Source organism: Streptomyces sp. NPDC013187, from assembly GCF_042899705.1.
Lineage (GTDB): Bacteria > Actinomycetota > Actinomycetes > Streptomycetales > Streptomycetaceae > Streptomyces > Streptomyces hawaiiensis_A.
This window is the reverse complement of sequence record NZ_JBIBAF010000005.1, coordinates 292,338-316,570: the sequence shown is the minus strand read 5'-3', so window position 1 is coordinate 316,570 and position 24,233 is coordinate 292,338. Positions and strand designations below refer to the sequence as shown.

Below are 24,233 nucleotides of genomic sequence, written 5' to 3'. Positions count from 1 at the left end.
GCCGTCGTCAGCCGGTGAGCGACCTGCCGTCCGTGTGGTCACGCGCCAAGGCGCGGATCGCCCGGAGGTCCTCCGTGCGGCGCAGGGCCCGGGACACGGCGCCGATCTCGCGCAGCAGGTCCGTGGTGTCGCGGGCACCGGTGCCGTCGTCCTCCCGTGCCCGGCTCCTGGCGTCGGCCGCGTCCAGGATCGCCGCGGTGGCGGCGAGTGCCTTCGCCCGGTCGGGCGGGTGGCCGAGGGCGAGGGCGGCGTCGTGGAACCGTTCGCGCCGGTCCTCGTCGATGTGCCGGGCGAGCGGCAGCAGCACGTCGCGGATGAACGTCTCCCGGCGGACCAGGCGCAGTTCCGGCGTCGCACGCAGCAGGAACGGCACCCCCTCGCCGTTGACCGTCCTCATCAGCAGGTACAGCGGCCGCAGTTCGTGGTGCGCGAGCCGGACGTGCCAGCGGCCGTGCAGATACTGTCCGGCGTGCGGAAGGATGAAGCCGACCGCGATGAGCACGGCGGACAGGCAGGCGAGCGGCGGCGCGACGGCCGTGCTCAGCCAGTCCACGTCCCGCCCGGCCCAACGGGCCGCCACTGCGCTGATCTTGGCCGCGTCGAAGAGCAACTGCGCCGCGTAGCCCACGCCGAGGAACTTCAGCCCCCAGCGCAGCAGCGAGTCGAGCCCGTCCGTGCGGACCCAGTTCCAGATCAGCCCGTTGGTGACCAGCGCGGCCACGGTGTGCGCGAGCAGGTACAGCACGATCACCTCGCGCATGTACGGGGTGTTCGCGTAGTACGTGTCGAGGTCCCGCAGCCGCTCCACCGGCACGTCCGCGAGAGCGAACAGCACCCACATCGCGACGATCACACCCGAGTAGACCGCCACGACCCCGCGCATCGCGCGCCGCGTGCGGTCCGAGCGGTCCGAGAGACCGTTGCGCCAGGAGATGATCAGCAGCAGGCAGAAGGCGCAGAACGCGGTGAGCAGCGAGTACACCCAGGGGCCGGAGAAGTTCGCCACCCCGGTGAGCCGGTTGACCCGGGCGATCGTCGACGGCGCCACGAAGACGAACACCGCGCAGGCGAGCAGCAGCAGCCCGCCGACCGCGCGCAGCATCGGATCCTTCCAGAGCCGGATGATGCTCGGCAGCTTGATGGCCAGGGCGGCGGCCAGGACCCCCGCGGGGATCCACCAGAAGTTCGGATAGAACTGGTTGACGAACTCGGCCGGGGTCAGCGCCATCGTCGTCATGGTGCCGCACCTCCTCGCGGCCCCCGGTAGTACAGCGACCGCTGTACGGGTTCGAGGGGTACGTCCGGGTCGCGCCCGCCCGGCAGCAGCGCCCGGCACCCCGCCGCCAGCCGGTGCCCGAAGGCATCGGCCTCGGCCTCGTCCCGTTCCCGGGAGCCGTGGCGGGCGGCCACCGCCAGCGCGACGTCCTCCCACCCCGGCCGGTCGGCGAACGCGTGGGCCGCCGCCGCACCCGCCCCGTGGTGATGCACGTGCCCCGCGTGCAGATGCCACAGCTCGTGCCCGAGGATGACCAGCTGCTGCACGGCCTCGGCCCGCTCCTCCACGATGACGAGGTCGAAGTCCTGGAACTCCACCCACAGGCCGGTCACTTCTATCTCGTCGGGAAACCGCTCGAACCGCAGCTCCACGGGCCGTCCGCCGCGCCGCGCGCTCATCTCCTCGCACAGCGCCCGGCACAGCGACCGTACGTCGGTGGGGCGCTGGGGTCTCTTGCGGACCGCGGTGGCGAGTTCGGCGGCCAGGCCGCGCATGGCTGAGCCACTGCGTGAGCGCCTGAGCGCGGCGGTGACTCGGGCGGCCCTGACTCGCGCGCCCGCGATGTCCATCGCTCCCCCTTCTCGGCGCCGGCCGAGGCCTGCCGGCGCGTCCGAGACTACGCGCCCGAAAGTGTGCGCGTCATGCGATCCGACGTCCGATGTTCCATGAGGAACGACCGTTCCTGTCCGGAAAAGTCCCGACCGAAGTCTGGCCGGACCATTGACGCGCAAGCGCTTCGAATTTACGGTCCCGTTCGAAGTGACGAGCGTCATCCGAAATACCGAACGCATCTCCGTCATCGACCGTAAGGGCAGGGCATGGGACGACCTGACCTGAATCGCAGGCAGCTTCTCGGCGGGCTCGGCGGACTCCTCGTCGCCGGCGGCTTCGGCTTCGCCGCGCTCGGCACCGGAGCCGACGCACTCGCCGCCGGCGCACACCCGCGCGTGCGTTACTGGAACCTCTTCAGCGGCGGCGACGGCTCCAACATGATCGCGATGCTGGACGCCTTCCGCCAGGCCAACCCGGACATCGCCGTCAAGGACTCCACCCTCCAGTGGGGCAACCCCTTCTACACCAAGCTCGCCATGGCGGCCGCGGGCAACCGCGCCCCCGACCTCGGCGTCATGCACCTGGGCCGCGTCACCGGCTTCTCGCCCGGCCGTCTCCTCGACCCCTGGGACGTCGGCCTGCTGGCCAAGTACGGCGTCCGCCAGGAGGACTTCAACCCCGCCCTGTGGAAGCGCGCCGTCGTGGACGGCAAGCTCTACGCCCTCCCGCTCGACGTCCACGTCCAGCTCTGCTTCTACCGGAAGGACGTGCTCAAGAAGGCCGGGCTGCTGGGCACCGACGGCCGGATCGTGCCGGTCACCTCCGCCGACGAGTGGTTCGACGTCCTCAAGGAGGCCAAGCGGGCCACGAAGAAGGGACTCCAGACCATCGGCCTGTGGGCCAACGACCAGAACTTCCAGTGGTGGTTCTTCGTCGCCTTCTACACCCAGCTCGGCGGCACCTGGTTCAACGCCGGGAACACCGAGGTCACCTTCGACACCGACAAGGCCGCCCAGGTCCTCACGTTCCTGCGCCGGCACCTCACCGACGGCTACGCCGACCCGGGCTTCTCGGGCCCCGCAGGCGCCGAACAGTTCCTCAACGGCTCCCCCTTCGTCTGGGAGGGCAACTGGTCGGTCCCGGTCTACTCCGGCGCGAAGCTCGACTACGGCGCGACCCCGCTGCCGCCCGTCTTCGGCGAGCAGGCCACGCACGCCGAGTCGCACGCCTTCGTCCTGCCGCACCAGTCCGACCGCGGCGGCGCCACCGACGAGGCCGCCCACCGGCTCGCCGCCTACGTCGTCACCCACTCCCGGCAGTGGGCGGCCGGCGGCCACATCCCCGCGTACACGCCCACGCTGTCCACGGCGGCGTACCAGAAGCTGGACCCGCAGAGCGAATACGTCTCCGCCATGAACCACCAGGCCACCGAGCCGAAGGTGTGGTTCGCGGGCTCCACCGGCATCCTCGCCCAGCGCGTCGGCCCGATCGTCGCCGCCTCGACGATGGGCTCCACCCCGCCCGAGAACGCCGCCCGCCGCATGAAGGGCGCACTCACCCAGCTGCTGGCCATGAAGAACCCCATGGACGGCATGACCGCCGCGGAAGGAGGCGCGGCCGCATGACGACCAGCCCCCAGACCGGCGCGCACACCATCGCCCGGGCCATCGCCGCCCCCGCACCCGCACGCGCGAAGACCGCCGCCGCGAGCGCCACCCTGCGCCGCGGTCAGGGCTTCCAGCACGGCGGCTGGTTCGTGGCCCCGTTCCTGCTCCTCTTCGCCCTGTTCGTGATCTGGCCGCTCCTGAGGGGCGTCTACCTCAGCTTCACGGACGCCAACATCACGGGCGAGGGCGCGAGCTTCGTCGGCCTCGACAACTACCGCGAGGCCCTCCAGGACCCCCTGATGTGGGACTCCCTCGGCCACAGCGCGTACTTCACGCTCCTGGTCGTGCCGTGCATCACCGTCCTCGCCTTCCTCCTCGCGATGCTGGCGCACCACATCGAACGCGCCACATGGCTGTGGCGGCTGTGCTTCTTCGCCCCCTTCCTGCTGCCGTCCACCGTCGCGGGCAACCTCTGGCAGTGGCTGTTCAACCCCGGCACCGGCATGGTCAACCACGTCTTCGGCCTCGACACGCCCTGGCTGACCGACACGTCGTACGCCATGCTCGCCATCGTCATCACGACCCTGTGGTGGACGGTCGGCTTCAGCTTCCTGCTCTACCTCGCCGCGCTCCAGGGCATCCCGGGCCACCTCTACGAGGCCGCCAGGCTGGACGGGGCGAACGCCTGGCACCGCACGGTCCACATCACCCTGCCGATGCTCCGCAACATCACCGGCCTCGTCATCGCCCTGCAGATCCTCGCCTCGCTCCAGGTCTTCGACCAGGCCGTGGTGATGATGGACTTCGGCCCCGGCCCCGAGGAATCGACCCGCACCTTCGTGCAGTTCACCCTCGAAGAGGGCTTCACCAGCTACCGCGTGGGCTACGCCTCCGCGATCTCCGTCATCTTCTTCGTGATCATCGCGGCCGTCGCCCTCGCCCGGATGTGGCTGCTGCGCAACCGTGAGGAGAGCGCCCGATGACCACCAAGGCGTGGACGCCCGGCCAGATCCTGCTCACCCTCCTCGGTACGGCCGTGGCGGCCGTCTTCCTGGCCCCCTTCGCCTGGGGCCTGTTCACCTCGCTCAAGTCCGAGACCGAGGCTGTGCAGGTCCCGCCGCGCTGGCTCCCCGAGGACTGGACCGGCCAGGCCTGGCAGGCCCTGTTCGACTCCGGCAACATCACCAACTGGTTCGTGAACTCCCTGGTCGTCTCGGTCTGCGTGACGTCCGTCGTCCTGCTGGTGAGCGCCCTGGCCGGCTACGGCTTCGCCCGCACCGAGTTCCGCGGCAAGGGCGTCCTGATGGGCCTGGTCATGGCGGGCCTGATGATCTCGCCCGCCGTCCTCGGCGTGCCGCTCTTCACCACCGTCCAGCAGATGGGCATGGTCGACACCTACTGGGGCATGATCCTGCCGCAGTGCGCGCCCGCCGCGATGGTCTACATCCTCTACAAGTTCTTCCAGGGCATCCCGCGTGAACTGGAGGAGGCCGCCTTCATCGACGGCGCCGGCCGCTGGCGCGTCTTCTTCACCATCGTCCTCCCGCTGTCCCGCCCCTCCCTGGCGGCGGTCGGCATCTTCACCTTCATCGCCTCGTGGAACAACTTCCTCTGGCCGTACATGGTGACCAACAACCCCGACCTGATGACCATGCCGAACGGCATCGCCACCGTGATGAACTCCTACGGGATCCAATGGGCCCAGCTCATGGCCGGCGGCCTGATGGCGGGCCTGCCGCTGATCATCGTCTTCGTCTTCTTCCAGAGGCAGATCGTGGCGGGTGTCGCCCATACCGGTCTGGCGGGCCAGTAGACGATCGCCCTCCAGGGGCGCGGGGAACTGCGCGGCCAGCCCCCACGCACCCGCAGCCGCCCACGAAAGACGAACCACCCACCCCGAAAGGCGAACATGCAAAAGGCCCGCTTCACCCTCGACCCCGCATTCACGGTCGGCGAGGTCAACCCTCGCCTCTTCGGCAGCTTCGTGGAACACCTGGGCCGCTGCGTCTACACCGGCATCTTCGAACCCGACCACCCCACAGCCGACGAAGCCGGCCTCCGCCAGGACGTCCTGGACCTCGTCAAGGAACTCGGCGTCACCGCCATCCGCTACCCCGGCGGCAACTTCGTCTCCGGCTACAAGTGGGAGGACTCGGTCGGCCCGGTCGAGGACCGCCCCCGCCGCCTCGACCTCGCCTGGCGCTCCACCGAGACCAACCGCTTCGGCCTCTCCGAGTACATCGCCTTCCTGAAGAAGATCGGCCCCCAGGCCGAGCCCATGATGGCCCTCAATCTCGGCACCCGGGGTGTCGCCGAGGCCCTCGAACTCCAGGAGTACGCCAACCACCCCGCCGGCACGGCCCTGTCCGACCTCCGTGCCGCGCACGGCGACAAGGACCCCTTCGGCATCAACCTCTGGTGCCTCGGCAACGAGATGGACGGCCCCTGGCAGACCGGCCACAAGACGGCCGAGGAGTACGGCCGTCTCGCCGCCGAGACGGCCCGGGCCATGCGCCAGATGGACCCCGGCGTCGAACTCGTCGCCTGCGGCTCCTCCAGCCAGTCCATGCCGACCTTCGCCGCGTGGGAGGCGACGGTCCTGGAGGAGACCTACGACCTCGTCGACCACATCTCCCTGCACGCCTACTACCAGCCCGAGGACGGCGACCTCGACTCCTTCCTGGCCTCCGCCGTCGACATGGAGTCCTTCATCGAGAACGTGGTCGCCACCGCCGACCACATCGGCGCGAAACTGAAGTCGAAGAAGAAGATCAACCTCTCCTTCGACGAGTGGAACGTCTGGTACATCTCGGAGTGGCACGAGATCGAGAACTCCGGTGCGCGGGACTGGGCCGAGGCCCCCCGCCTCCTGGAGGACAACTACAGCGTGCTGGACGCGGTCGTCTTCGGCTCGCTCCTCATCGCCCTGCTCCGGCACGCCGACCGCGTCACGGTCGCCTGCCTCGCCCAGCTCGTCAACGTCATCGCGCCGATCATGACCGAGCCCGGCGGCCCAGCCTGGCGCCAGACCACGTTCTTCCCGTTCGCGCAGGCGTCCCGGTACGGCCGCGGCCGGGTCCTGGACGTCCGTGTGGACTCCCCGACGTACGAGACGAAGAAGTACGGCGAGACCGATCTGCTGCACGCCACCGCCGTGCGCGCCGAGGACGGCACCGTCACCGTCTTCGCCGTCAACCGCAGCCGCACCGACGCCTTGCCCCTCGAAGTCGCCCTGAGCGGCCTCGACCTGACGCGGGTCGTCGAGCACAGCGCCCTCGCGGACGCCGACCCCGACGCCCGCAACACCCTCGACGACCCCGACCGGGTCGCCCCCCACCCGGTCGACGGCACGGCCCTGAAAGACGGCACGCTCAGCGCCGTCCTGGAGCCGCTGTCCTGGAACATCATCCGGCTGGCGTGACAGGCTCCGGTCAGCGTTCGATGCGCGGCAGGGCGGCCGAGGAAGCCGAGGTCGAGGTCGTCCCGACCGCCCAGTAGCCGTCCGAACCCGGCACACCGGCCAGGGCGTTCATGACGACGGGGGCCGAGGCCACCGGCCCCCGCTCGCTCACCCAGGCCGCGCCGTCCCAGCGCAGGTAGTGGGCCCGGGTCTGGTCCCAGAAGTCCCAGCCGGCGATCCGGTCCGGACGCCCCTGCGCGTCGGCGACGATCCCGTTGAGCATGCCGACGCGGAAAGGCTCGGTGACGCCCTGCCAGGTGCTGCCGTCACCGTGCAGGAGCAGCACGCCCGGGGGCTTGCCGACCGGGCCGCCCACGCCGTAGTCGTAGCCGACCAGCCACAGGTCGTCGTCGGCGACCGGCAGCAGCCCCGTGACGGTCGCGCGGATGCCCTGGTAGGCGGACAGTTCGGTCCACGTGGAGCCGTTCCAGCGGGCCACGATGCCCACGCCGTACAGCCAGACGTCGCCGCGCGGGGTGAGCTGGACACCCGAGGGCGTGGCCGCGGGTGCGCCGGGCGGTGCGGGGAGCCAGGTCCAGGCGCCGCCGTCGTGGTGCAGGAGCACCCTGCCGTCGGCGTTGCGCCCGGAGAACCAGGCTCCGCCGCCCGGGTCGACCGCGACGCCGGTGAGGGAGGTGCCGGACCGGCCCCGGCCCGGGAAGTCGGTCTCCCGCCAGGTTCCGCCGTCCCACGCCAGCAGGTGCGTGATGCCGGCCGTGTCGGTGCCGATCGCCCATGCCGAGCGGGCGCACGTCCCGGCGACCGAGTGCAGATAACCGCGGAAACCCAGGTGGGTGAGGCCGGTCCGCGCCCATGCCGTGCCGTCCCACACCAGAGCCAGCGGCGAGCCGAGGGTGCCTCCGCTGCGGCCCTCCTCACCCACCGCCCACGCCAGGCCGTCCCCGGCCGCGGCGACGTCCCGCAACTGGGCGGCCGGTGCGCCGTCCGGTGCCGGCACGGCCTGCCACGCACGGGCCTCCCCGGTCACCCGGCGGGCCGCCGCGCCGACCGGCCCGGCACTGGCCGGGACGAGTCCCAGACCCGCCCCGACACCGGCTAATCCGCTGATGAATCGCCGTCTCCGCATCAGGGTCCCCTCCCCGTCGGCAGCGCTGAAGGGTCAACACGGTGAACCAGCCTGCCGCAGAAGGCAATGCGCGAGGACGGCTCGATCCGGTCACACCGGTTCGACGGGCACCCCTCCGGCCGCCGCGCCCAGCAGCGTCAGCCGTACCTCCCCGGGCCCGGACGGTGTGGTCCCGTCGGACAACACCGCCAACGCCAGTGTGTTGGCACCACGTGTGCGCAGGATTCCGTTCGGCAGCACGAAGGTGTGCTGCGGGCCTACGTCGTTGATGTACTGGCCCATGTTCCAGCCGTTGAGGAAGATCTGCACGCGGTAGGCGCGGCCCGGGTCGTCGTCGAGGACGAGCCCGACCGATGCGTCGACGCCGGGGGCGACGTCCAGCCGGAAGTCCGTCCGGTACCAGGTGACGCCCTGCCGCCGCTCGGACCGGGGAAGCCCGGCGTCCTCCCAGTCCCCGTCGTCGTACTCGGGCAGATGCCAGCCCTCGCGCTCCCCGTGCAGCCCGCCGTTGTTCATCGGACCGCGCACGGGATCCGGCATGGCGGCGCCCTGGATACGCCACGTCACCTCGGGGGAGTCGCCCTCGAAGGTGACGGCGGTCAGACCGCGCGCGGCCTTGTGCGTATCGAGCGCCTCGCCGTCCATGTCGTGCTGCATCCGCCGCACGAGCACGGACAGCACGTGCCGCTCCTCCCGGCTCTCCTCCCGGCTCTCCTCCCGGCTCTCCTCCCGGAACTTCTCGCGCAGCTTCTTCGGCAGGTCGAAGTCGGCCTTCGCGGTCCACGTCCCCTGCCGTGCCCGGTCGCTGTCCGGCACCGGCATCCGGTGCGTGCCCAGCGGCTCGCCGTCCAGCCAGGCCATCAGCAGGCCCTGCGTGCCCGTGCTGTAGGCGAGGGACACGGACGCGATGTCGTCGTCGCCGCTCCACTCGCCCCGGTACCAGACGTCGCCGTAGTGGAAGCCGTAGTCGTCGGCGAACAGCACGGGCTGCCCGTCGGGCACGGGCGTCGAACTGAACGACGTCGTGCGGTCGGCCGTCGTCCAGCCGGAGTCGTCGAAGCCGGGTTCGGCCTCCGGGTTCTCGGTCCGCCGCCGCCAGCCGCCGAGGGCGGGCAGGGCCGGCCTGGTCACACCAGGCAGCGGCCGGAGCGCCAGCAGACTGCCGGAGCCGCTGATCCGCGTGGGCACCGCCCGCCCGTTCCAGGTGACATGGGTGATCCCGCGTGGCCCCCACACCTCCAGGCCGGTCCGCTCGATGGTGTCGCCGGTGAGGTGGACCGTCGAACCCTCCAGCGTCGCCGACCGCAGCAGCGCCGGGCCGTAGACGAGGAGCTGACCCGACGGGGTCTCGTACGGCCACAGCCGCACGGACGTCGTGTCGTCGGCGAACAGCAGCAGCATCGGCGTGTCCACGCCGTCGCCCTCGACCATCACCCGGCTCAGCTCGCCGACGCCCAGCGGAACGCTGACGTTCAGCTTGCCGAGGTTGTACGCCCACGCCGGCTCCGGGTCCAGCCGCATGGGTGTCGGCTCGTCCGCGCACTCCAGCACGACCTGTGCGAGGTCGCCGTACCGACCCGCGAACACCGCGATGTCCTGCCGCCCGGCGGTCAGGCACATCATGGGCTGCGCGGTGGAGTGCACCATGGTCCGCTTCCCGAGCCGCAGCCCGGCGGTGATCAGCTTGGCGTCCCGCGCCGGGACGGTGACGGGCACGTCGATCCCGGCGTCGGGCAGCATCGAGGTGACCGCCTCGTCGGAGTCGTTGCGCAGGACGTAGACGTGGGCGCCGGTGTCGGGGTTGGCCAGGTGATAGACCTTGATTCGCTCGTCCGTGGCCCGTACGGTCTTCGCCCTGTTCAGTCTGGCCAGGTCCGGGACGTGCCGCAGCATCTGCCCGATCTGGTGCATCGTGGCGGACTTCGGCGTGGCGTTGCGGGCCTCGTCGAACGCCGCCCCGTAGTCGTACGAGGTGTAGACGACCGGCGCGGGCAGCCAGCCCCACGAGGTGCCCCCGTAGGTCATGTAGACGTTGTGCAGCGTGATGCCGTTGGCGAGGTTGGTGAGGTAGAAGCGCCGCTCGTACGCCGCGTCCCGGGTCCGGCGCGCCTCGGCGTACCCCTTGCCGTCGAACGTGGACCCGCCCCACGGGTCGAACCAGCCGCCGCCGAACTCCGGCACGAACCCGGGTGTGCGCGGACTGGCCGTCGCCCCGCCCTTCTTGCCGCCGGCCCCGAACGCCCCCCAGTCCGGCGGCACTCGGTCCGGCTCCGGGTACCCGTCGAACCCGTACAGCCAGCGCCCCTTCTCCCCGCCGGTGCCGAACGACCCCGGCGTCCAAGCGCCGTTGCGCCCCTTGTCGTTGTGGAACAGCGGCACGTCGATGCCGTCGGCGCGGACCTTCTCGTACAGGTACGACATGTAGGCGCGCCCGGACGGCTCGTCGACGTGCGCGTCGTACTCGTTCTCGATCTGGTAGAGCAGGACCGTGCCCGTGCCCCGGGTGAACAGGCGCTTGGCGACGATGGCGTTCACCGCGGTCAGCCACTCGTCGACATGGCGCAGATAGGTCGGGTCGGAGGTCCGGGCCCGGCCCTCGGTGGCGGTCAGCCAGCCGGGGAAGCCGCCGGCGTCGACCTCGGCGTTGATGTACGGCCCGGGCCGCAGGATCACGTACATCCCCGTCTCGGCGGCCGTCCGCAGGAACAGGTCCAGGTCGCGCACGCCGGTGAAGTCGTACCGGCCGGGGGCGGAGGAGTGGTGGTTCCAGGCGACGTACACGCTGACGGCGTTGTAGCCGTGCGCGCGCATCTTCTGCAGCACGTCCCGCCACAGCGACGGGCTCGGCAGCCGGAAGGGGTGCATCTCACCCGACCACAGGACCAGGCGACGGCCGTCGACGATCAGCGAGTGGTGGTCCAAGCCGATCTCGTGCGGCCGGCCGTCCGCGCTGGGCACGGGGGGCGGGGGGCCGGTGGGCGCGGTGCGGGCCGGGTTGGCGGAGGTCGGCGACCCGCTGCCGGTCAGCGCGAAGCCGAGCGCCGCCGTGCCGGCCAGAGCGTGGAAGGTACGCCTGCTGAGCTCCAAGGGAGCGCCTCCTGTTGTGCCTTTGCGATACGTGGTGCGAGGTGCGTGTGCGATGTGTGACGAGGTGCGTGTGTGCGATGTGTCGCGAGGTGCGCGTGCTCAATGTCTACAGGGTGACGGCGACAATGGTCCTATGAGGATCTCGGCACGTGCGGACTACGCGGTACGAGCGGTCGTGGAGCTGGCCGTCCGGCAGGGGGAGGGGTCGGTCAAGGCGGAGACCGTCGCCACCGCGCAGGACATCCCCCACAAGTTCCTGGAGGGGATCCTCGGCGATCTGCGCCGGGGCGGTGTCGTCGACAGCCGGCGCGGCGGGGGCGGCGGCTACCGGCTGGCCCGGGAGGCCGCGGAGATCACGGTCGCGGACGTGATCCGCGCCGTGGACGGGCCGATCGTCTCGGTGCGCGGCGAACGGCCGACCGGTCTCGCCTACTCCGGCACCGCCGAGCCGCTGCTGCCGCTGTGGATCGCCCTGCGGGCCAACGTGCGCAGGATCCTGGAGGGTGTGACGGTCGCCGACCTCGCGGCCGGGGCGCTGCCCGAGCCGGTGGAGCGGCTGGCGGCGGAACCGGCGGCCTGGGAGAACCCCTGAGCCGCCGGGTGCGGCGCTGTGCGTGATCCTCATTCCGTCCTCGGGGTGTCCTCGGTCTGACGCACTGGTGCAACGCACCCTATGCGCCCCCCGGCGTCCCGGGTGAATTCCCGCCAGTGTGAATGGCCGGAGAGCTACCTGGCCCGCTCGTGCCCCCCTGCGTACGATGCGACCGCTCCCGGCCTTCACAGCTCCTTCATGGAACGGTCACAGACCGGGGGTGCATGCACTGTCGCTTTGACATGCCCATGCAAATGCATCATGCCTGTCGCCTGATCCACCCCCCACGAACGGAATGGGAGAACCATGGCCGGTGGCCTGCTCCTGAGTGGCGCGATCGCCGCGCTGCTCACCAGCGCACTTCCCGCGCAATCCCCGTCCTCCGGGTTCGACGACCCGCCCCCGGACAAGATCGTCATCAAGGTCGCCACGGTGAACGGCTCCGGCTGCCCGCAGGGCACGGCAGCGGTCGCCGTCTCCGAGGACAACACGGCGTTCACGGTGACCTACAGCGACTACCTCGCCCAGGCCGGCGGGAACTCCGACCCGACCGCGTTCCGCAGGAACTGCCAGCTCAGCCTGATCGTCCACGTCCCCGGCGGCTTCACCTACGCCATCGCGAGCGCCGACTACCGGGGCTTCGCCGCCCTCCAGCCCGGCGCGAGCGCTTCCCAGCGGGCCTCGTACTACTTCCAGGGCTCGCCCAGCACGGTGTACAAGAACCACCCCTTCAGCGGCCCCTACAACGACAACTGGCAGGCCACCGACGAGACGGACTGGGCCCAGCTGGTCTACGCGCCCTGCGGAGTGCAGCGCAACTTCAACATCAACACCGAACTCCGCGTCAACGCCGGCACCCAGTCGGCCAACAAGGTCAGCTTCATGACGATGGACTCCACGGACGGGGACATCAGCACGGTCTACCACCTGGCGTGGAAGGAGTGCCCCCCGAAGAAGTCGTGACGGTGTGAGGGGCGGCCCGCCTGTCGGCGGGCCGCCCCTCACGGGGTCGCGGAGCCCCCTAGCCGCGGCGTTCCGAACCGCGCCCGCCCCCGGCCCCGCCCCCGGCCCCAGCCCCGGCCAGTCCCGTCCCGGCCAGTACGTAGAAGGCGAGGAAGGGCAGCGGCATGGACCCGTCCGGGCTGTCGATCTCGTCGACCAAGGACAGCGAGAGCAACGCCCAGAGCAGCCCGCCGCCGACCATCAGCGTGGTGTTGCCGCGCTCTCCCAGGGCGCGCATCCCGGCCCCCAGCAGGAGAGGCATGAGAGACCAGGTACCGGCCGTGGTCACCAGCGACTCGAAGGCGCCGGCGAAGATCGTCGCCTCTCCCGTCGCCGCCTTGGCGCCGGCCCAGGCGTAGCCGGCGGTCATCAGGGTGTGGCAGACGGCCGTGGCGACGGTCACGGTGACGGCGCCCTTGACGATCCGTGCGTGTCGCATGGCGGGGCTCCTCGTTCCTCGGGGAGGGCCGGTCAGTCCTGGGGCGTGAGCGCTGCCGCGGTGGCCGCCACGAAGGCCTCCGGGTTGTCCAGCATGATGTTGTGACCGCAGTCGGGGATCGGAACGACGGACACGCCGGCCTCCGTGAGGGCCTCGGTGCCCGGGAGCGGGCCGTCGGACTCCGGGAGCAGGAAGGTACGGGGGATCTTCAGCTCCAGCAGGAGTTCACGCATGGTCGGGTCGGAGCCCCGGGTGAGGTGGAACGCGCTGCGGTGCAGAGCCTCGCGGCCGGCCAGGCGCATCGTGGACCACCAGTGCGGGCCGACCCGGTCACGGACCTCCTCCCAGCCGCCGCCCGTGACGAACTCCTCCTCGGAGTAGGCGGCGATGCCGCTGCTGCCCGAGGCGCCGGGCGTACGCGGAATCGGGTCGAGATTGGCGTCGATGAGCACCAGCCGGGAGACGAGGTGGGGATGGCGGGCCGCCAGGACGATCGCGACCGAGCCGCCCATGCTGTGGGCGATCAGCTCGGCGGCCGAAACCCCCGCCGCCGTCAGGGCGTTGGCGAGTGTGTCGGCGTGCGACTCCAGCTTGTAGTCGAAGTGCGCCGGGCGGTCGCTGATGCCGTGGCCCAGGAGGTCCAGGAGCAGTGAGCGGTGACCGGACAGCCTGGGGTCGGCCGCTGCTTCCGTGAAGTAGGCCGGTGACGTGGCGCCCAGCCCGTGGACGTAGACCCGCGGCGGCTCCTGCCCCGGCAGTTCCACCCAGCGGATCCGGTCACCCTCGGGCGTTACGGCGGCACTGCGCACGGTCTGCTCTCCTGCGGTCACGACGACGGGAGACACGAGCGTAGCCACCGAGATTGGATGAGCCATGGAGTTTTTCTGCTACCACCGCGACCGGCCCGGCTCCCTGCCCCTGCGCGAGGAACTGGGGGAGGCGCACTGGGCGTATATGGACCGGTACGAGGCGGAGTTGATCGCCCGGGGGCCGACTTTTGCGGATGACGGGGAGACGGTCACGGGCAGCGTGCACATCGTCGACCTGCCGGATGCCGCCGCCGCCCGCGCGTTCGCCTTCGACGAGCCCAACTACCAGGCCGGGGCGTACCGGGATGTGCTGGTGCGACGGTGGCGGAACCTGCTGGGGCGGACCATGTGGGAGTTCCCCGGTGGCCGGACGGGCGGCAAGCGGTACCTCGTTCTCGGGCTCGGCCCGGGGGACGGTGCCGAGCGCGATGTGCCGGATGCCTGGCAGGACGAACTGATCGCGTACGGGCCGCTGCTGTCCGACGACGGTGCCGTGTGGGTGGGTACGGCGGTACTCGTGCGGGCCGCGGATGCGGAGGCGGCGCGTTCGGTGCTGACCTCGGAGCGATACGCCGCAATCGAGGTGCATGACTGGGAGTTCGGCGGGCGACGGTGAGGCGCAGCGGCACGTCCGTCCGTGTCCCTGCCGCCCCTAGGCTGTGTTGATCACCGTCGAGAGGAGATTCCCGTGTCCGGTCGGGTCGTACTTGAGGTGGCGCAGTGGCAGGGGTCGGGAGCGGCCACAGCCGGCCGGTTGCGCAGTGGGGCTGCCCGGCTTGCCGAGTTGATGCCCGAAGGCCGGCGGTGCGCGGTCGCGCTCGACGGCGGCGTCGGGAACTCGCGGGGCGGCGTACGGAACGCCGACGTGCTGGAGCGGCACCTGCGAGCAGTGCGCGAGGCACTGGCCGAGGTTCCGCCGGGTGACATGATCGTGACCGTCGGCGGCGACTGCGGAGTCGATCTCGCCCCCGTCGAAACCGCCCTCTCCGCGTTCGGGGACCGGCTGGCGCTGGTGTGGTTCGACGCGCACGCAGACCTCAACACACCGGAGTCGTCGCCCTCCGGGGCCTTCCACGGCATGGTGCTGCGCGCGCTCATCGGCGACGGACCGGAGGGCCTGCGACCCGTGCGGAGTGTGTCGCCCGACCGCGTGGTGCTGGCGGGGGCCCGGTCCCTGGACCCGGGCGAGCGGGACCTGGTCGAGCGTCGCGGCATTCGGCACGTCGGCGTCGAGCAGCTGGCCGAACCGGGTCCGCTCCTTGCGGCGGTGCGCGCGACCGGCGCCGAGGCGGTCTACGTCCACATCGACCTCGACGTCCTCGACCCGCGGGTCTTCCCGGCCGTCGGCACACCGGAACTCGGGGGGCTCGACGTCGACGGCCTGCTGGGGGCGGTGCGGGCGCTGACACAGGAGTTCACGCTCGCGGGCATCGCGCTGACCGAGTACGAGCGGGGGGAAGACACCGGTCAGGAGGAGGCCGTACTGCGGCGCATCGTCGACGGGCTGTTCGGGGCCGCCCGGAGCTGAGCAGCGAAGCGGGCGCCTCCGGCGGTTACTCGGCGGCGTGCGTGAGGAAGGCGGACCAGGCGGTGGGGGAGAGGCGGAGCTCGGGGCCCTGCCGGTTCTTCGAGTCCCGGATGTGGATGGTGTCAGGACAGGTGGCGACCTCCAGGCAGTCGCCGGAAGCGCTGCTGCTGTAACTGGACTTGTACCAGGCCAGTTCGCTGGTGTTCATAGGTCTCCTCGCATGCGCTGCAACAGGCTCACCGAGTCTTCGAGGGAGAGAGCCTGTGCACGCATCCTGGCATACCTCCTCTGGAGCACGCTGACCACTTTCCGGTCGGTGACGAGCTGGCCGCTCTCCTGCCCTTCGAGGTAGGCGAACCACTGGTTCTCCGGTGTTTCCAGGAGGTGGAACGGGCCTTGGAGGCCCGAGTGGGATGCGCATACCAGTGGCATCACCTGGATCTCGACGTTGCGTAGCTGGGAACTCTCCAGCACGTGGTCGATGACATCCCGCGTTACTGCCCTGCCGCCTGTGCATCGCAGGAACGCGTGCTCCTCGACGATGAAGCTGAACACGGTGTTCGGTCGCTCCCGCAGCAGCTTCTGCCGCTCGGCTCGTGCTGCCCACCGTTCCTCAATCTGCTGGTCGGCGAGTGGCGGAAGGTTGTCGGCGGCGAGGGCCCGGATATACGCCTGCGTCTGCAACAGGCCGGGGACCATGCGGCACTCGTACGTGCACATGGTGATGGCGGTCCGCTCCAACGCAGCCCACCGCCGAAACCACGCCGCCAGCCCCGGCTGTCGCTCCAGGCACCCCGCCGCCCTCTGCAACGCCCCCGTCCTCCCGAACACCTCCTCCGCACGCTGCACGAATTCCGCATCCGGCATCCTCCTCCCCAACTCCACAGACGCCACCGTGTGTTTGGAGAACCGCACCAGCTCCCCGAACTCCTCCCGGCTCAGCCCCGCGTGCTCGCGCAGGCCTTGGACCACCGCTCCGAACGTCCGCAGACTGTCGGACGACTCCGGCTCGCCACCCGTGCCCGTCCCCACCGCGCCATCGACCACCGTCGGTCACCTCCCGAAGGGATGGTCACGGGTAGTCACCGGTACTGTCCAGTCCGTCACCGCGTACGCTGTCGCAGCGTACGCGGCGGCAGCCTGGAGAATCGCCTCTCTCAGCCGTCAGATTGGGCGTATGACGCCACAGTCCATCTCCCGGAGCCCGGTCACCGTACGTGTGTTCAGGCAGCGCCTCAGTTCCACCCCGCGCGGTGCCCGCCTGGCCCGGCACCTCACGCTGAACCAGTTGCACACCTGGGGAATCCCCTACGGGACGGACGTCTCCGACGCGGCCGGCGCGATCGTGGCCGAGTTGGCGGCCAACGCCGTGACGCACGGGCGCGTTCCGGGACGGGACTTCGAACTGCGGCTGGCGATCGGCACGGGCAGCCTCCGGGTGGAGGTGACCGACACCCGCAGTGGGCCGCCGCGTCCGCCCGCTCCGGGGGCCGTGCGGCCACCCCGGTCCCTCGACGAGCACGGGCGGGGGTTCGTCCTCGTCGACGCGCTGGCCGACCGGTGGGAGGTGCTCGACCGCGAGCCGCCCGGCAAGACCGTGCGCGCGGAGGTTCATCTGCCGGAGTGGATCACGGAGCGGATCTCGAAATGATCGGCGCCTGACGGGTGTTGGTCATGGCATGACCGACAGACCGACACCCCGCCTCCTGTCCGACGAAGCCCTTTCCGATCTGCTCGCCGCGCAGCAGTTCGGCACGCTCGCCACCGTCAAGCGCAGTGGCCACCCCCATCTGACCACCATGGTCTACAGCTGGGACCCCGACTCCCGCACCGTGCGGTTCTCGACGACGGCCGACCGCGTCAAGGTCAAGCACCTGCGCCGCTCACCCCGTGCGGCGCTGCACGTGCAGGGCGGGGACGTCTGGTCGTTCGCCGTGGCGGAGGGCGACGCCGAGGTCTCCGACGTCACGACGGTCCCCGGCGACTCGGTCGGCCGGGAGCTGCTCGCGATGATCCCGGCGGGCGCCGAACCGGAGGACGAGGACGCCTTCCTCCGGCAACTGGTCGACGAGCGGCGCGTCGTCATCCGGCTGAAGGTGGAGCGGCTGTACGGGACAGCGCTCGACATCGAGGGATAGGGCTGCGGCACGATGAGCGCGTGAACGGACAGCGGGGCAGCGACGGGCTCGGCTGGGCCCGGGGCGGCACGGCGGACCATCCCGTCCTGGTCCCGGCCGGCCCTCGGGTGACGCCCGCCTGCGTCCCGTCGGCACGGAGGAACTGACCTCGGCCCTGGGACGGCCGTCCATCATGGGGTCGCACGGCGACATGGGTCCTTTCTACGACAGCGGGCCGTCGTGGGGCGCCCCCTTCCTGCGCTGGCGCGGCAGTACGGACACCCTGGAGCTGCGCGCCGGGAAGGCGGGGCCGGAGCTGGTCCTGCAGCCCACCGACCCGGCGGAGAACTGGTTCTGGCGTCAGGGCCACGGCGAAGAGCACGCGATCAGCGGCTTCTTCGGCAGCAACCGCGACCCGGCCAACGCCGGCCTCGGCTTCCCCGGCGGCTGGACCGCCCGCAGCTGGGAGACCGTCACCCGGTCGCTGGGCGACTTCCTGGGGGCCCTGCCCGCCGAGGCCGTCGCCCTCGGTGTCGGTTTCGGCATGCCGTTCTACGGGCGGACCGGCGGTGGTGCGCCCCTCCTCTTCGACGTCACGTGCGGCGACCGGCTGTCGATCGGCTGCTTCGCTCCGGACGGCGTCGACGCGGCTGCGCTCGGCTGGGGCACCGTCGCCGAGCACCCGGGTACGGCCTCGGTGTGGCGCGACGACGATCCGCTGTGGCGCGTGGACGCGGGAGGACCCGGCGAACCCAAGGGCCGCGCCCTCGCGGAGATGCTGGTGGCGACGGCCAGGGCGGCCGGGGTGACCGAGCCGGCCGGCCTGATCGTCGGCGGTGAGGCCGAGTACGTGGACGGCTATCACGTCAGGTACTACGGACTGGGACTTCCGACCGGATGACACCTCCGCGTCCCAGCCGAACTTCCGTGATCCGCGTGGTTGTTGCCGCGCGGACCATTGACGCGCAACGGGTTCGATTCTACGGTCCGTTCGAACTTGCGATCGCTGTTCGATGTGCCGGACGGCGTTGTCACCCCCACCGCAAGGAGGACCCGCATGAGCCGCTCCATCCTGCGCAAGAGAACCGCCCTGTTCGCCCTCCCCGCAGCCTTCCTGCTCGCCCTCGTTCCGGGCACGGCGTCCGCGTACCCCAACCCCGGCCGGGTCACCGGCGACGTCGTCACCCACGACCCGTCGATGATCCGCACCTCGTCCGGCCAGTACCTGCTCTACGCCACCGGCGGCGGCATCGCCGGCAAGACCAGCAGCGACCGCACCGCCTTCCGCAACGGCAGCGACGCCTTCTCCAGTCGGCCGGGCTGGTGGCGGACCTACTCGTCCGTGCCGGAGGCCTGGGCGCCGGACATCTCGTACCACGGCGGCAAGTACCTGATGTACTACTCCGCCTCGAAGTTCGGCTCGAACACCTCCGCCATCGGCCTCGCCACCTCCAGCACCGGCCAGCCGGGCAGCTGGACCGACCAGGGCACGGTCTACACGTCGAACTCCGCCAGCGACTTCAACGCCATCGACCCGAACCTCTTCGTCAATGACGACGGCAAGTGGTGGCTGTCGTTCGGCAGTTGGTGGACCGGCATCAAGATGATCCAGATCAACCCGTCCACCGGGAAGCAGCTCTCCTCCAACACCACCCGGTACTCGCTCGCCTCCCGCCCCACCGGGACCAAGGCCGTCGAGGCACCCTTCATCGTCAAGCGGGGCGGCTACTACTACCTCTTCGCCTCGTACGACACCTGCTGCGCCGGCACCGGCTCGACGTACAAGGTGAAGGTCGGGCGGGCCTCCAGCATCACGGGGCCGTACCGCGACAAGAACGGCGTCGACCTGATGAACAACGGCGGCACGCCCGTCCTGGAGTCGCACGGCAGCGTCATCGGCCCCGGCGGCCAGTCGATCCTGAAGGACGCCGACGGCGACCTGATCGTCTATCACTACTACGACGGCAACGACAACGGTACGCCCAAGCTGGGCATCAACCTCCTGAACTGGAGCAGCGGATGGCCCGTCGCCTACTGACCCTGCTGGCGGCCCTGCTGCTCGCGCTGAGCGTCGGCCAGCCCTCCGCGAGCGCCGCCTCCCTCTCCAACCCGGTCAAGTCCGTCAAGGGCGCCGACCCCTGGATCTCGTACCACGACGGCAACTACTACCTGGTGACGACCAGTTGGACCGACGTCATCACCATCCGCAAGTCCACCACCCTGGCCGGGCTCTCCACCGCGCCGAGCGTCCAGGTGTGGAAGGGCGACTCCGCCTCCCGCTGCTGCAACATCTGGGCGCCGGAGCTGCACCTCTTCAACGGCCGCTGGTACCTGTACTACGTCGCCGGGCAGAACGTGTCCGACTACAACCCGACGCAGCGCAGCCATGTGCTGCAGAGCGCGGGCTCCGACCCCATGGGCCCGTACACCTACAAAGGGCAGCTCAACAGCGCCTGGATGCTCGACCCGAGCGTGCTGAACGTGGGCGGCCGGCTGTACATGCTGGGCAGTGCCGTGACGGGTGGGACGCAGAACCTGGTCATAGCGCCCATGTCCAACCCGTACACCGTCAGCGGCTCCTACTCGACGATCTCGGCCCCGACGTACGCATGGGAGCGGCAGGGCGGCACGGTCAACGAGGGCGCGGAGATCCTTCAGCGGAACGGCCGGACCTTCCTGATCTACTCGGCGAGCGGCTGCTGGACGCCCGACTACAAGCTCGGGCAACTGGAGCTGACCGGCTCCGACCCGCTGTCGGCCTCCTCCTGGACGAAGAAGTCCACGCCCGTCTTCCAGCGCAGTGACGCCAACGGGGTGTACGGCCCCGGTCACAACGGCTTCTTCACCTCGCCGGACGGCCGCGAGAACTGGATCGTCTACCACGCCAACGACTCGGCCTCCGAGGGCTGCGACAACGGCCGTACGACCCGGGCGCAGAAGTTCACCTGGAACTCCGACGGCACGCCGGACTTCGGCACGCCGGTCCGGCTCGGGGCATCCCTCCCCGGCCCCTCCGGTGAACCGTCGGCAGCCTCGACGACCTACACCGTCACCAACCGCAACAGCGGCAAGTGCCTGGAGGTGGCCGGGAGCTCCTCGGCCGACGGGGCCAATGTCCAGCAGTACGGGTGCAACGGGGGTGCCAACCAGCGCTGGCGCCTGGAGGACCTCGGCGACGACACCCACCGCCTGGTGAACGTCGCCACCGGCAAGGTCCTCGACACCGCCGACTGCTCGACGGCCGACGGCGCCGACCTGCGCCAGTGGTCCTGGCTGAACAACACGTGCCAGCGGTTCCGTTTCGTGGCCACGGACAACGGCTACGTCCGTATCGCCAACCAGGCCACGGGGAAGGTGGCGGACGTCGCCGGTTGTTCAACGGCGGACGGTGCCGACGTACGCCAGTGGTCCTGGCTCAACAACAACTGCCAGCAGTGGAAACTGGCTGCGGCATAGGCAACTCAGGGGCGCGGGGCCGTGCTTCATGTGCGGCTCCGCCGCGTGGGCGCGACAGGCCACGTCGCGCCCGCACCCGCCGAACTACCCCGCCTGTCCCATCCCCGCCGCGTTCGGCCAGCTCTGCGCCGCGGGCCACCCCGTGGCCGGCGCCGGCGTCAGCCCGTTCGTCCCCCGCACCTGCGCCGCCGTCAGGCCCCCACGGGCCGGAACACCGGGCGGCGTGGGCCCGGTGAACGGAGCGGCCATGGGCGAAGGCGCGGGCACGGGGGCCGGAGCAGAGATGGGGGCCGGGGCGGGAACCGGCGCCGGGGCCTGGGCCACGGGCGCCAGGGGCGGCGCCGGGGCGGCCACCGGCTGGGGGGCCGGCTGCGGCACCGCCTGCGGCATCTGGGGCTGGGGTATCTGCGGCTGGGGCATCTGCGCCGCAGCCGGCATCGGCATCCCGCCGCCCGCACCCGCCGGTACGGCGGACGCGGCGGCGGGGAGCGGCATGCCGATGCCGGTGGCCGGAGCGGGCGTCGGCGCGGGAGCCGGGGCGGCGGCCGCCGCGGCGGGAGCGAACCCCACCCCACCCGTGCTCGCGGCCGCCGGGGCGAGCCCCGGCCCCCCGGGCCCCGTGGCCGCGGCGGGGGCAGGCGCGGCCATCCCCATCGCCTGCGCGGCGAGCCCCCGCATGCCCGACCCGTTCGTCTCGCTCACCAGCCGGTCCACGGCCGCCGTACCCGAGCTGTAGCTGGTCCCATTGCCCAGCTCGGGCACGGCGGCTCCCCTCCTGGACGTCCCGTAGAGCACCTGTTCCAGGCCGGACACCAGGCGACGCACGTCCACCTGGGGGCGCACCACGAGACGCAGGAAGCGGCTGGACGAACCGATTTTGTTGCCGCACTCGCGGACCAGGATCCGGTGCTCGGTGAGCATCCGGTCCCGGACCACCGTGCCCTCGGCGCCCACGGGGAGGCGCACGAAGAGGAAGTTGCCCTGCGACGGGTAGACCGTCAGCCCGGGCAGGGAGGACAGCTGGCCGGCCATGTCGAGGCGGTCGCGGCGCACCTGCTGGAGGCTCTGTGCGTACTCGGCGCCGTGCTCCTTCAGCATGAAGACGACGTGCTCGGCGAAGGAGTTGAGGTTCCACTTCGGGAGCATCGCGCGGACCCGGCCCGCGAGCGCCGGGTTGGCGACGAGGTAGCCGAAGCGGATGCCGTGCAGGCCGAAGTTCTTCCCCAGGCTGCGCAGCACGATGACGTTGGGCCGCAGCATCGCCTCCTGCACGACGGACGGTTCGGCCTCGGCGTCCGCGAACTCCAGGAACGACTCGTCGATGACGACCAGGTCGAGGTCCGCCATGGCGTCCATGAACTGCACGATGGCGTGCTTGTGCAGGAAGCCGCCGTCGGGGTTGTTGGGGTTGCAGATGACGGCGACGCGGGTGCCGCGGGCCCGGATGAACTCGGCGTACTGGGCGAGGTCCAGGGCGAAACCGCTGGACTCCTGGAGCGGGAACATGTCGACCCGCTTGCCGGTCTCCATGGGCTGGTCGGTCCAGCGGCCGAAGGTGGGGACGGGCACGGCGAGGGACTCGCGGACCAGCAGGTGGTCGATCCAGGTGATGAGCTCGGTCGAGCCGTTGCCCATGGCCACGCACTGCGGCGGCAGCTGGAGCAGGCTGCACAGCTCGGCCGTGATGGTGTCGGCGCTGCTCGGGTAGTACGTGATGATGTCGCGCAGCCGGCCCGCCATGTCCTCGAACATGGCCGGGGTCGGGAAGTACGGGTTGCAGGGGATACAGAAGTCCACGGGGCCGGCTCCCTCGCCGCCCTCACGTGTCAGAGCCGCCATCGACGGGCTGTGTGCCGCGGTACTGCGGAACAGCGACGTGACGTTGTCGGCCATGGAACCTCCGTATGGGGCGGGTCCGCTGGGGACGGACGGACCCGACGTTTAAGGGCGGCCCGCGCGGGGGAGCGCGGGCCGCCCTTTCATACGGAGGCCACGGGGACACTGTTCAACCGTCGGTAAAACGGTCGGGACGTGTGTCCTTTCCGTGAAGGACTGTCAGTGGTCTCAGCAGCCGAACGTGTGGATCGTGGTCGTGCGGTACGTCTGCCCCGGCCGCAGGACAGTCGACGGGAACTTCGGCTTGTTCGGCGAGTCCGGGAAGTGCTGCGTCTCCAGGCACAGCGCGTCGCCCTGCCGGTAGGTGCGGCCGGACGGGCCGGTCAGCGTGCCGTCGAGGAAGTTGCCGGAGTAGAACTGCAGGCCCGGCTCGTTCGTGGCGATCTTCATGGTGCGGCCGGAGGCCGGGTCGCGCAGAGTCGCGACGTGCTCGGGCCGGGCGGTGATGCCCTTGTCGAGGACCCAGTTGTGGTCGAAGCCCTTGGCGGTCACCAGCTGCGGGTGCGAGACGCGGATGTCCCGGCCGATCGGCTTGGCCTTGCGGAAGTCGAAGGGGGTGCCCGCGACCTTCGCCAGTTCGCCCGTGGGGATCAGGCCCGCGTCGGTGGGCGTGTAGCGGGAGGCGGCGATCTGGAGCTCGTGGTCCTCGATCGTGCCGCTGCCCTCACCGGCGAGGTTGAAGTAGACGTGGCTGGTGAGGTTGACGACGGTGGCCTTGTCCGTGGTGGCCTCGTAGTCGATGCGCCACTCACCGTGCCGGGTGAGCGTGTACGTCACCTTCGTCTTGAGCGTGCCCGGGTAGCCCATCTCGCCGTCGACGCTCGTGTAGTACAGGTGCAGGCCGACGTCGGAGCCCTTCACGAACGGCTCAACGTCCCACACGCGCTTGTCGAAGCCCTGGGTGCCGCCGTGCAGGCTCTGCTCGCCGTCGTTCACGGAGAGCTGGTAGTTCTTGCCGTCGAGGGTGAACTTGCCCTTGCCGATGCGGTTGCCGTACCGGCCGATCAGGGCGCCGAAGTACGGGGTCTTCGCGACGTAGTCCTCGAGGTTGTCGAAGCCCGCGGAGACGTTGGCGTACCGGCCGCGACGGTCGGGGATCTCCAGGGACTGGACGACACCGCCCCAGGACAGGACCTTCAGGCGGGTGCCGCCGTTCTCCAGCGACCAGCTGTAGACCTTGGTGCCGTCGGCCAGCTTGCCGAAGAGTGTCTTCACCGGCTTCCTGCCTCCCGTGGCGTGTGCCGTGCCGCCGAGCGTGGTGGCGGCTATGCCCGCCGCCGCTGCTCCCGCGATGACCGTGCGTCTGTTCAGTTCCATGTGTGCGG

Annotated in this window: 24 protein-coding genes; 14 read left to right on the top strand and 10 right to left on the bottom strand. The window is 70.7% G+C overall.

Annotation, left to right across the window (positions count from 1 at the left end):
* Nucleotides 1–7: 7 nt before the first annotated feature.
* Nucleotides 8–1,237, bottom strand: coding sequence for a DUF6545 domain-containing protein (locus tag ACFY5B_RS12700; protein ID WP_389968231.1), 1,230 nt, complete (start codon nucleotides 1,235–1,237; stop codon nucleotides 8–10).
* A complete protein-coding gene (locus tag ACFY5B_RS12695) occupies nucleotides 1,234–1,845 on the bottom strand; it encodes a toxin-antitoxin system, toxin component family protein (RefSeq protein ID WP_389968229.1) in 612 nt (203 codons plus the stop codon). Before ACFY5B_RS12695 ends, ACFY5B_RS12700 begins: the two co-directional genes overlap by 4 nt.
* A 249-nt stretch (nucleotides 1,846–2,094) precedes the next feature.
* Between ACFY5B_RS12695 and ACFY5B_RS12690 the strand changes: the two genes are divergently transcribed.
* The 4 genes from ACFY5B_RS12690 (at nucleotide 2,095) to ACFY5B_RS12675 (ending at nucleotide 6,856) form a co-directional block, all read left to right on the top strand.
* Entirely contained in the window at nucleotides 2,095–3,453 is a 1,359-nt protein-coding gene (locus tag ACFY5B_RS12690; protein WP_389968227.1) for an extracellular solute-binding protein, read from the top strand.
* Nucleotides 3,450–4,418 (top strand): carbohydrate ABC transporter permease, encoded by a 969-nt coding sequence (locus ACFY5B_RS12685; protein WP_389968225.1) that lies wholly within the window; start codon nucleotides 3,450–3,452, stop codon nucleotides 4,416–4,418. Before ACFY5B_RS12690 ends, ACFY5B_RS12685 begins: the two co-directional genes overlap by 4 nt.
* A complete protein-coding gene (locus tag ACFY5B_RS12680) occupies nucleotides 4,415–5,248 on the top strand; it encodes a carbohydrate ABC transporter permease (RefSeq protein WP_389968223.1) in 834 nt (277 codons plus the stop codon). Before ACFY5B_RS12685 ends, ACFY5B_RS12680 begins: the two co-directional genes overlap by 4 nt.
* A 96-nt stretch (nucleotides 5,249–5,344) precedes the next feature.
* Nucleotides 5,345–6,856, top strand: coding sequence for an alpha-N-arabinofuranosidase (locus tag ACFY5B_RS12675; RefSeq protein ID WP_389968221.1), 1,512 nt, complete (start codon nucleotides 5,345–5,347; stop codon nucleotides 6,854–6,856).
* 10 nt (nucleotides 6,857–6,866) lie between these two features.
* Here ACFY5B_RS12675 and ACFY5B_RS12670 read toward each other — a convergent pair whose 3' ends face one another.
* A complete protein-coding gene (locus ACFY5B_RS12670) occupies nucleotides 6,867–7,982 on the bottom strand; it encodes a hypothetical protein (protein ID WP_389968220.1) in 1,116 nt (371 codons plus the stop codon).
* Nucleotides 7,983–8,072: 90 nt separating this feature from the next.
* Nucleotides 8,073–11,069, bottom strand: coding sequence for a beta-galactosidase (locus tag ACFY5B_RS12665; RefSeq protein WP_389968218.1), 2,997 nt, complete (start codon nucleotides 11,067–11,069; stop codon nucleotides 8,073–8,075).
* Nucleotides 11,070–11,202: 133 nt separating this feature from the next.
* Here ACFY5B_RS12665 and ACFY5B_RS12660 point away from each other — a divergent pair, with 133 nt between their 5' ends.
* Nucleotides 11,203–11,661: an RrF2 family transcriptional regulator gene (locus tag ACFY5B_RS12660; RefSeq protein ID WP_389968216.1), complete on the top strand. Its 459-nt coding sequence runs from the start codon at nucleotides 11,203–11,205 to the stop codon at nucleotides 11,659–11,661.
* 306 nt (nucleotides 11,662–11,967) lie between these two features.
* A complete protein-coding gene (locus ACFY5B_RS12655; RefSeq protein ID WP_389968214.1) occupies nucleotides 11,968–12,624 on the top strand; it encodes a DUF4360 domain-containing protein in 657 nt (218 codons plus the stop codon).
* A 58-nt stretch (nucleotides 12,625–12,682) separates the two neighbouring features.
* Here ACFY5B_RS12655 and ACFY5B_RS12650 read toward each other — a convergent pair whose 3' ends face one another.
* Entirely contained in the window at nucleotides 12,683–13,102 is a 420-nt protein-coding gene (locus ACFY5B_RS12650) for a hypothetical protein (RefSeq protein WP_389968212.1), read from the bottom strand.
* Nucleotides 13,103–13,134: 32 nt separating this feature from the next.
* Nucleotides 13,135–13,911, bottom strand: coding sequence for an alpha/beta fold hydrolase (locus tag ACFY5B_RS12645; protein WP_389968507.1), 777 nt, complete (start codon nucleotides 13,909–13,911; stop codon nucleotides 13,135–13,137).
* Between the two features lie 64 nt (nucleotides 13,912–13,975).
* On the opposite strand from ACFY5B_RS12645, the gene ACFY5B_RS12640 reads away from it, so the two are divergent.
* The gene (locus ACFY5B_RS12640) at nucleotides 13,976–14,527 is read left to right on the top strand and encodes a YciI family protein (protein ID WP_389968210.1); all 552 of its coding nucleotides are present in this window, start codon (nucleotides 13,976–13,978) and stop codon (nucleotides 14,525–14,527) included.
* Between the two features lie 72 nt (nucleotides 14,528–14,599).
* Nucleotides 14,600–15,439 carry an arginase family protein gene (locus tag ACFY5B_RS12635; protein ID WP_389968208.1) on the top strand — a complete coding sequence of 280 codons (840 nt, stop codon included), beginning with the start codon at nucleotides 14,600–14,602 and terminating at the stop codon, nucleotides 15,437–15,439.
* Between the two features lie 25 nt (nucleotides 15,440–15,464).
* Here the strand turns inward: ACFY5B_RS12635 and ACFY5B_RS12630 are convergent, their stop codons facing one another.
* Together ACFY5B_RS12630 and ACFY5B_RS12625 are read right to left on the bottom strand one after the other, a co-directional pair.
* Nucleotides 15,465–15,647 (bottom strand): DUF397 domain-containing protein, encoded by a 183-nt coding sequence (locus ACFY5B_RS12630; RefSeq protein WP_389968206.1) that lies wholly within the window; start codon nucleotides 15,645–15,647, stop codon nucleotides 15,465–15,467.
* Nucleotides 15,644–16,486: a Scr1 family TA system antitoxin-like transcriptional regulator gene (locus ACFY5B_RS12625; protein WP_389968204.1), complete on the bottom strand. Its 843-nt coding sequence runs from the start codon at nucleotides 16,484–16,486 to the stop codon at nucleotides 15,644–15,646. The genes ACFY5B_RS12630 and ACFY5B_RS12625 overlap by 4 nt, the downstream gene beginning before the upstream one ends.
* Before the next feature lie 130 nt (nucleotides 16,487–16,616).
* On the opposite strand from ACFY5B_RS12625, the gene ACFY5B_RS12620 reads away from it, so the two are divergent.
* The 6 genes from ACFY5B_RS12620 to ACFY5B_RS12595 all read left to right on the top strand — a co-directional run bounded on the left by ACFY5B_RS12620 (nucleotide 16,617) and on the right by ACFY5B_RS12595 (nucleotide 21,012).
* A complete protein-coding gene (locus ACFY5B_RS12620; RefSeq protein WP_389968202.1) occupies nucleotides 16,617–17,090 on the top strand; it encodes an ATP-binding protein in 474 nt (157 codons plus the stop codon).
* Between the two features lie 28 nt (nucleotides 17,091–17,118).
* On the top strand, nucleotides 17,119–17,577 hold the full coding sequence (locus ACFY5B_RS12615; RefSeq protein ID WP_389968200.1) for a PPOX class F420-dependent oxidoreductase: 459 nt from the start codon (nucleotides 17,119–17,121) through the stop codon (nucleotides 17,575–17,577).
* Nucleotides 17,578–17,597: 20 nt separating this feature from the next.
* Nucleotides 17,598–17,723, top strand: a complete 126-nt coding sequence (locus ACFY5B_RS12610) for a hypothetical protein (protein WP_389968198.1) — start codon at nucleotides 17,598–17,600, stop codon at nucleotides 17,721–17,723.
* A 44-nt stretch (nucleotides 17,724–17,767) separates the two neighbouring features.
* Entirely contained in the window at nucleotides 17,768–18,457 is a 690-nt protein-coding gene (locus tag ACFY5B_RS12605; RefSeq protein WP_389968196.1) for a hypothetical protein, read from the top strand.
* 156 nt (nucleotides 18,458–18,613) lie between these two features.
* Nucleotides 18,614–19,594, top strand: coding sequence for an arabinan endo-1,5-alpha-L-arabinosidase (locus ACFY5B_RS12600; protein WP_389968194.1), 981 nt, complete (start codon nucleotides 18,614–18,616; stop codon nucleotides 19,592–19,594).
* The gene (locus tag ACFY5B_RS12595) at nucleotides 19,576–21,012 is read left to right on the top strand and encodes a family 43 glycosylhydrolase (protein ID WP_389968192.1); all 1,437 of its coding nucleotides are present in this window, start codon (nucleotides 19,576–19,578) and stop codon (nucleotides 21,010–21,012) included. The genes ACFY5B_RS12600 and ACFY5B_RS12595 overlap by 19 nt, the downstream gene beginning before the upstream one ends.
* Nucleotides 21,013–21,096: 84 nt before the next feature.
* On the opposite strand, the gene ACFY5B_RS12590 is transcribed toward ACFY5B_RS12595, so the two are convergent.
* Complete coding sequence (locus ACFY5B_RS12590) at nucleotides 21,097–22,905, bottom strand: pyridoxal phosphate-dependent aminotransferase (RefSeq protein ID WP_389968190.1); 1,809 nt, start codon at nucleotides 22,903–22,905, stop codon at nucleotides 21,097–21,099.
* Nucleotides 22,906–23,076: 171 nt separating this feature from the next.
* On the bottom strand, nucleotides 23,077–24,225 hold the full coding sequence (locus ACFY5B_RS12585; RefSeq protein ID WP_359628676.1) for an aldose epimerase family protein: 1,149 nt from the start codon (nucleotides 24,223–24,225) through the stop codon (nucleotides 23,077–23,079).
* Nucleotides 24,226–24,233 lie beyond the last annotated feature (8 nt).

What these genes read in the sequence shown, in the direction of transcription:
- ACFY5B_RS12700 (WP_389968231.1), bottom strand. Translation starts at nt 1,237, where the DNA reads ATGACGACGATGGCGCTGACCCCGGCCGAGTTCGTCAACCAGTTCTAT.
- ACFY5B_RS12695 (WP_389968229.1), bottom strand. Translation starts at nt 1,845, where the DNA reads ATGGACATCGCGGGCGCGCGAGTCAGGGCCGCCCGAGTCACCGCCGCG.
- ACFY5B_RS12690 (WP_389968227.1), top strand. Translation starts at nt 2,095, where the DNA reads ATGGGACGACCTGACCTGAATCGCAGGCAGCTTCTCGGCGGGCTCGGC.
- ACFY5B_RS12685 (WP_389968225.1), top strand. Translation starts at nt 3,450, where the DNA reads ATGACGACCAGCCCCCAGACCGGCGCGCACACCATCGCCCGGGCCATC.
- ACFY5B_RS12680 (WP_389968223.1), top strand. Translation starts at nt 4,415, where the DNA reads ATGACCACCAAGGCGTGGACGCCCGGCCAGATCCTGCTCACCCTCCTC.
- ACFY5B_RS12675 (WP_389968221.1), top strand. Translation starts at nt 5,345, where the DNA reads ATGCAAAAGGCCCGCTTCACCCTCGACCCCGCATTCACGGTCGGCGAG.
- ACFY5B_RS12670 (WP_389968220.1), bottom strand. Translation starts at nt 7,982, where the DNA reads ATGCGGAGACGGCGATTCATCAGCGGATTAGCCGGTGTCGGGGCGGGT.
- ACFY5B_RS12660 (WP_389968216.1), top strand. Translation starts at nt 11,203, where the DNA reads ATGAGGATCTCGGCACGTGCGGACTACGCGGTACGAGCGGTCGTGGAG.
- ACFY5B_RS12655 (WP_389968214.1), top strand. Translation starts at nt 11,968, where the DNA reads ATGGCCGGTGGCCTGCTCCTGAGTGGCGCGATCGCCGCGCTGCTCACC.
- ACFY5B_RS12650 (WP_389968212.1), bottom strand. Translation starts at nt 13,102, where the DNA reads ATGCGACACGCACGGATCGTCAAGGGCGCCGTCACCGTGACCGTCGCC.
- ACFY5B_RS12640 (WP_389968210.1), top strand. Translation starts at nt 13,976, where the DNA reads ATGGAGTTTTTCTGCTACCACCGCGACCGGCCCGGCTCCCTGCCCCTG.
- ACFY5B_RS12630 (WP_389968206.1), bottom strand. Translation starts at nt 15,647, where the DNA reads ATGAACACCAGCGAACTGGCCTGGTACAAGTCCAGTTACAGCAGCAGC.
- ACFY5B_RS12620 (WP_389968202.1), top strand. Translation starts at nt 16,617, where the DNA reads ATGACGCCACAGTCCATCTCCCGGAGCCCGGTCACCGTACGTGTGTTC.
- ACFY5B_RS12615 (WP_389968200.1), top strand. Translation starts at nt 17,119, where the DNA reads ATGACCGACAGACCGACACCCCGCCTCCTGTCCGACGAAGCCCTTTCC.
- ACFY5B_RS12605 (WP_389968196.1), top strand. Translation starts at nt 17,768, where the DNA reads ATGGGTCCTTTCTACGACAGCGGGCCGTCGTGGGGCGCCCCCTTCCTG.
- ACFY5B_RS12600 (WP_389968194.1), top strand. Translation starts at nt 18,614, where the DNA reads ATGAGCCGCTCCATCCTGCGCAAGAGAACCGCCCTGTTCGCCCTCCCC.
- ACFY5B_RS12595 (WP_389968192.1), top strand. Translation starts at nt 19,576, where the DNA reads ATGGCCCGTCGCCTACTGACCCTGCTGGCGGCCCTGCTGCTCGCGCTG.
- ACFY5B_RS12590 (WP_389968190.1), bottom strand. Translation starts at nt 22,905, where the DNA reads ATGGCCGACAACGTCACGTCGCTGTTCCGCAGTACCGCGGCACACAGC.
- ACFY5B_RS12585 (WP_359628676.1), bottom strand. Translation starts at nt 24,225, where the DNA reads ATGGAACTGAACAGACGCACGGTCATCGCGGGAGCAGCGGCGGCGGGC.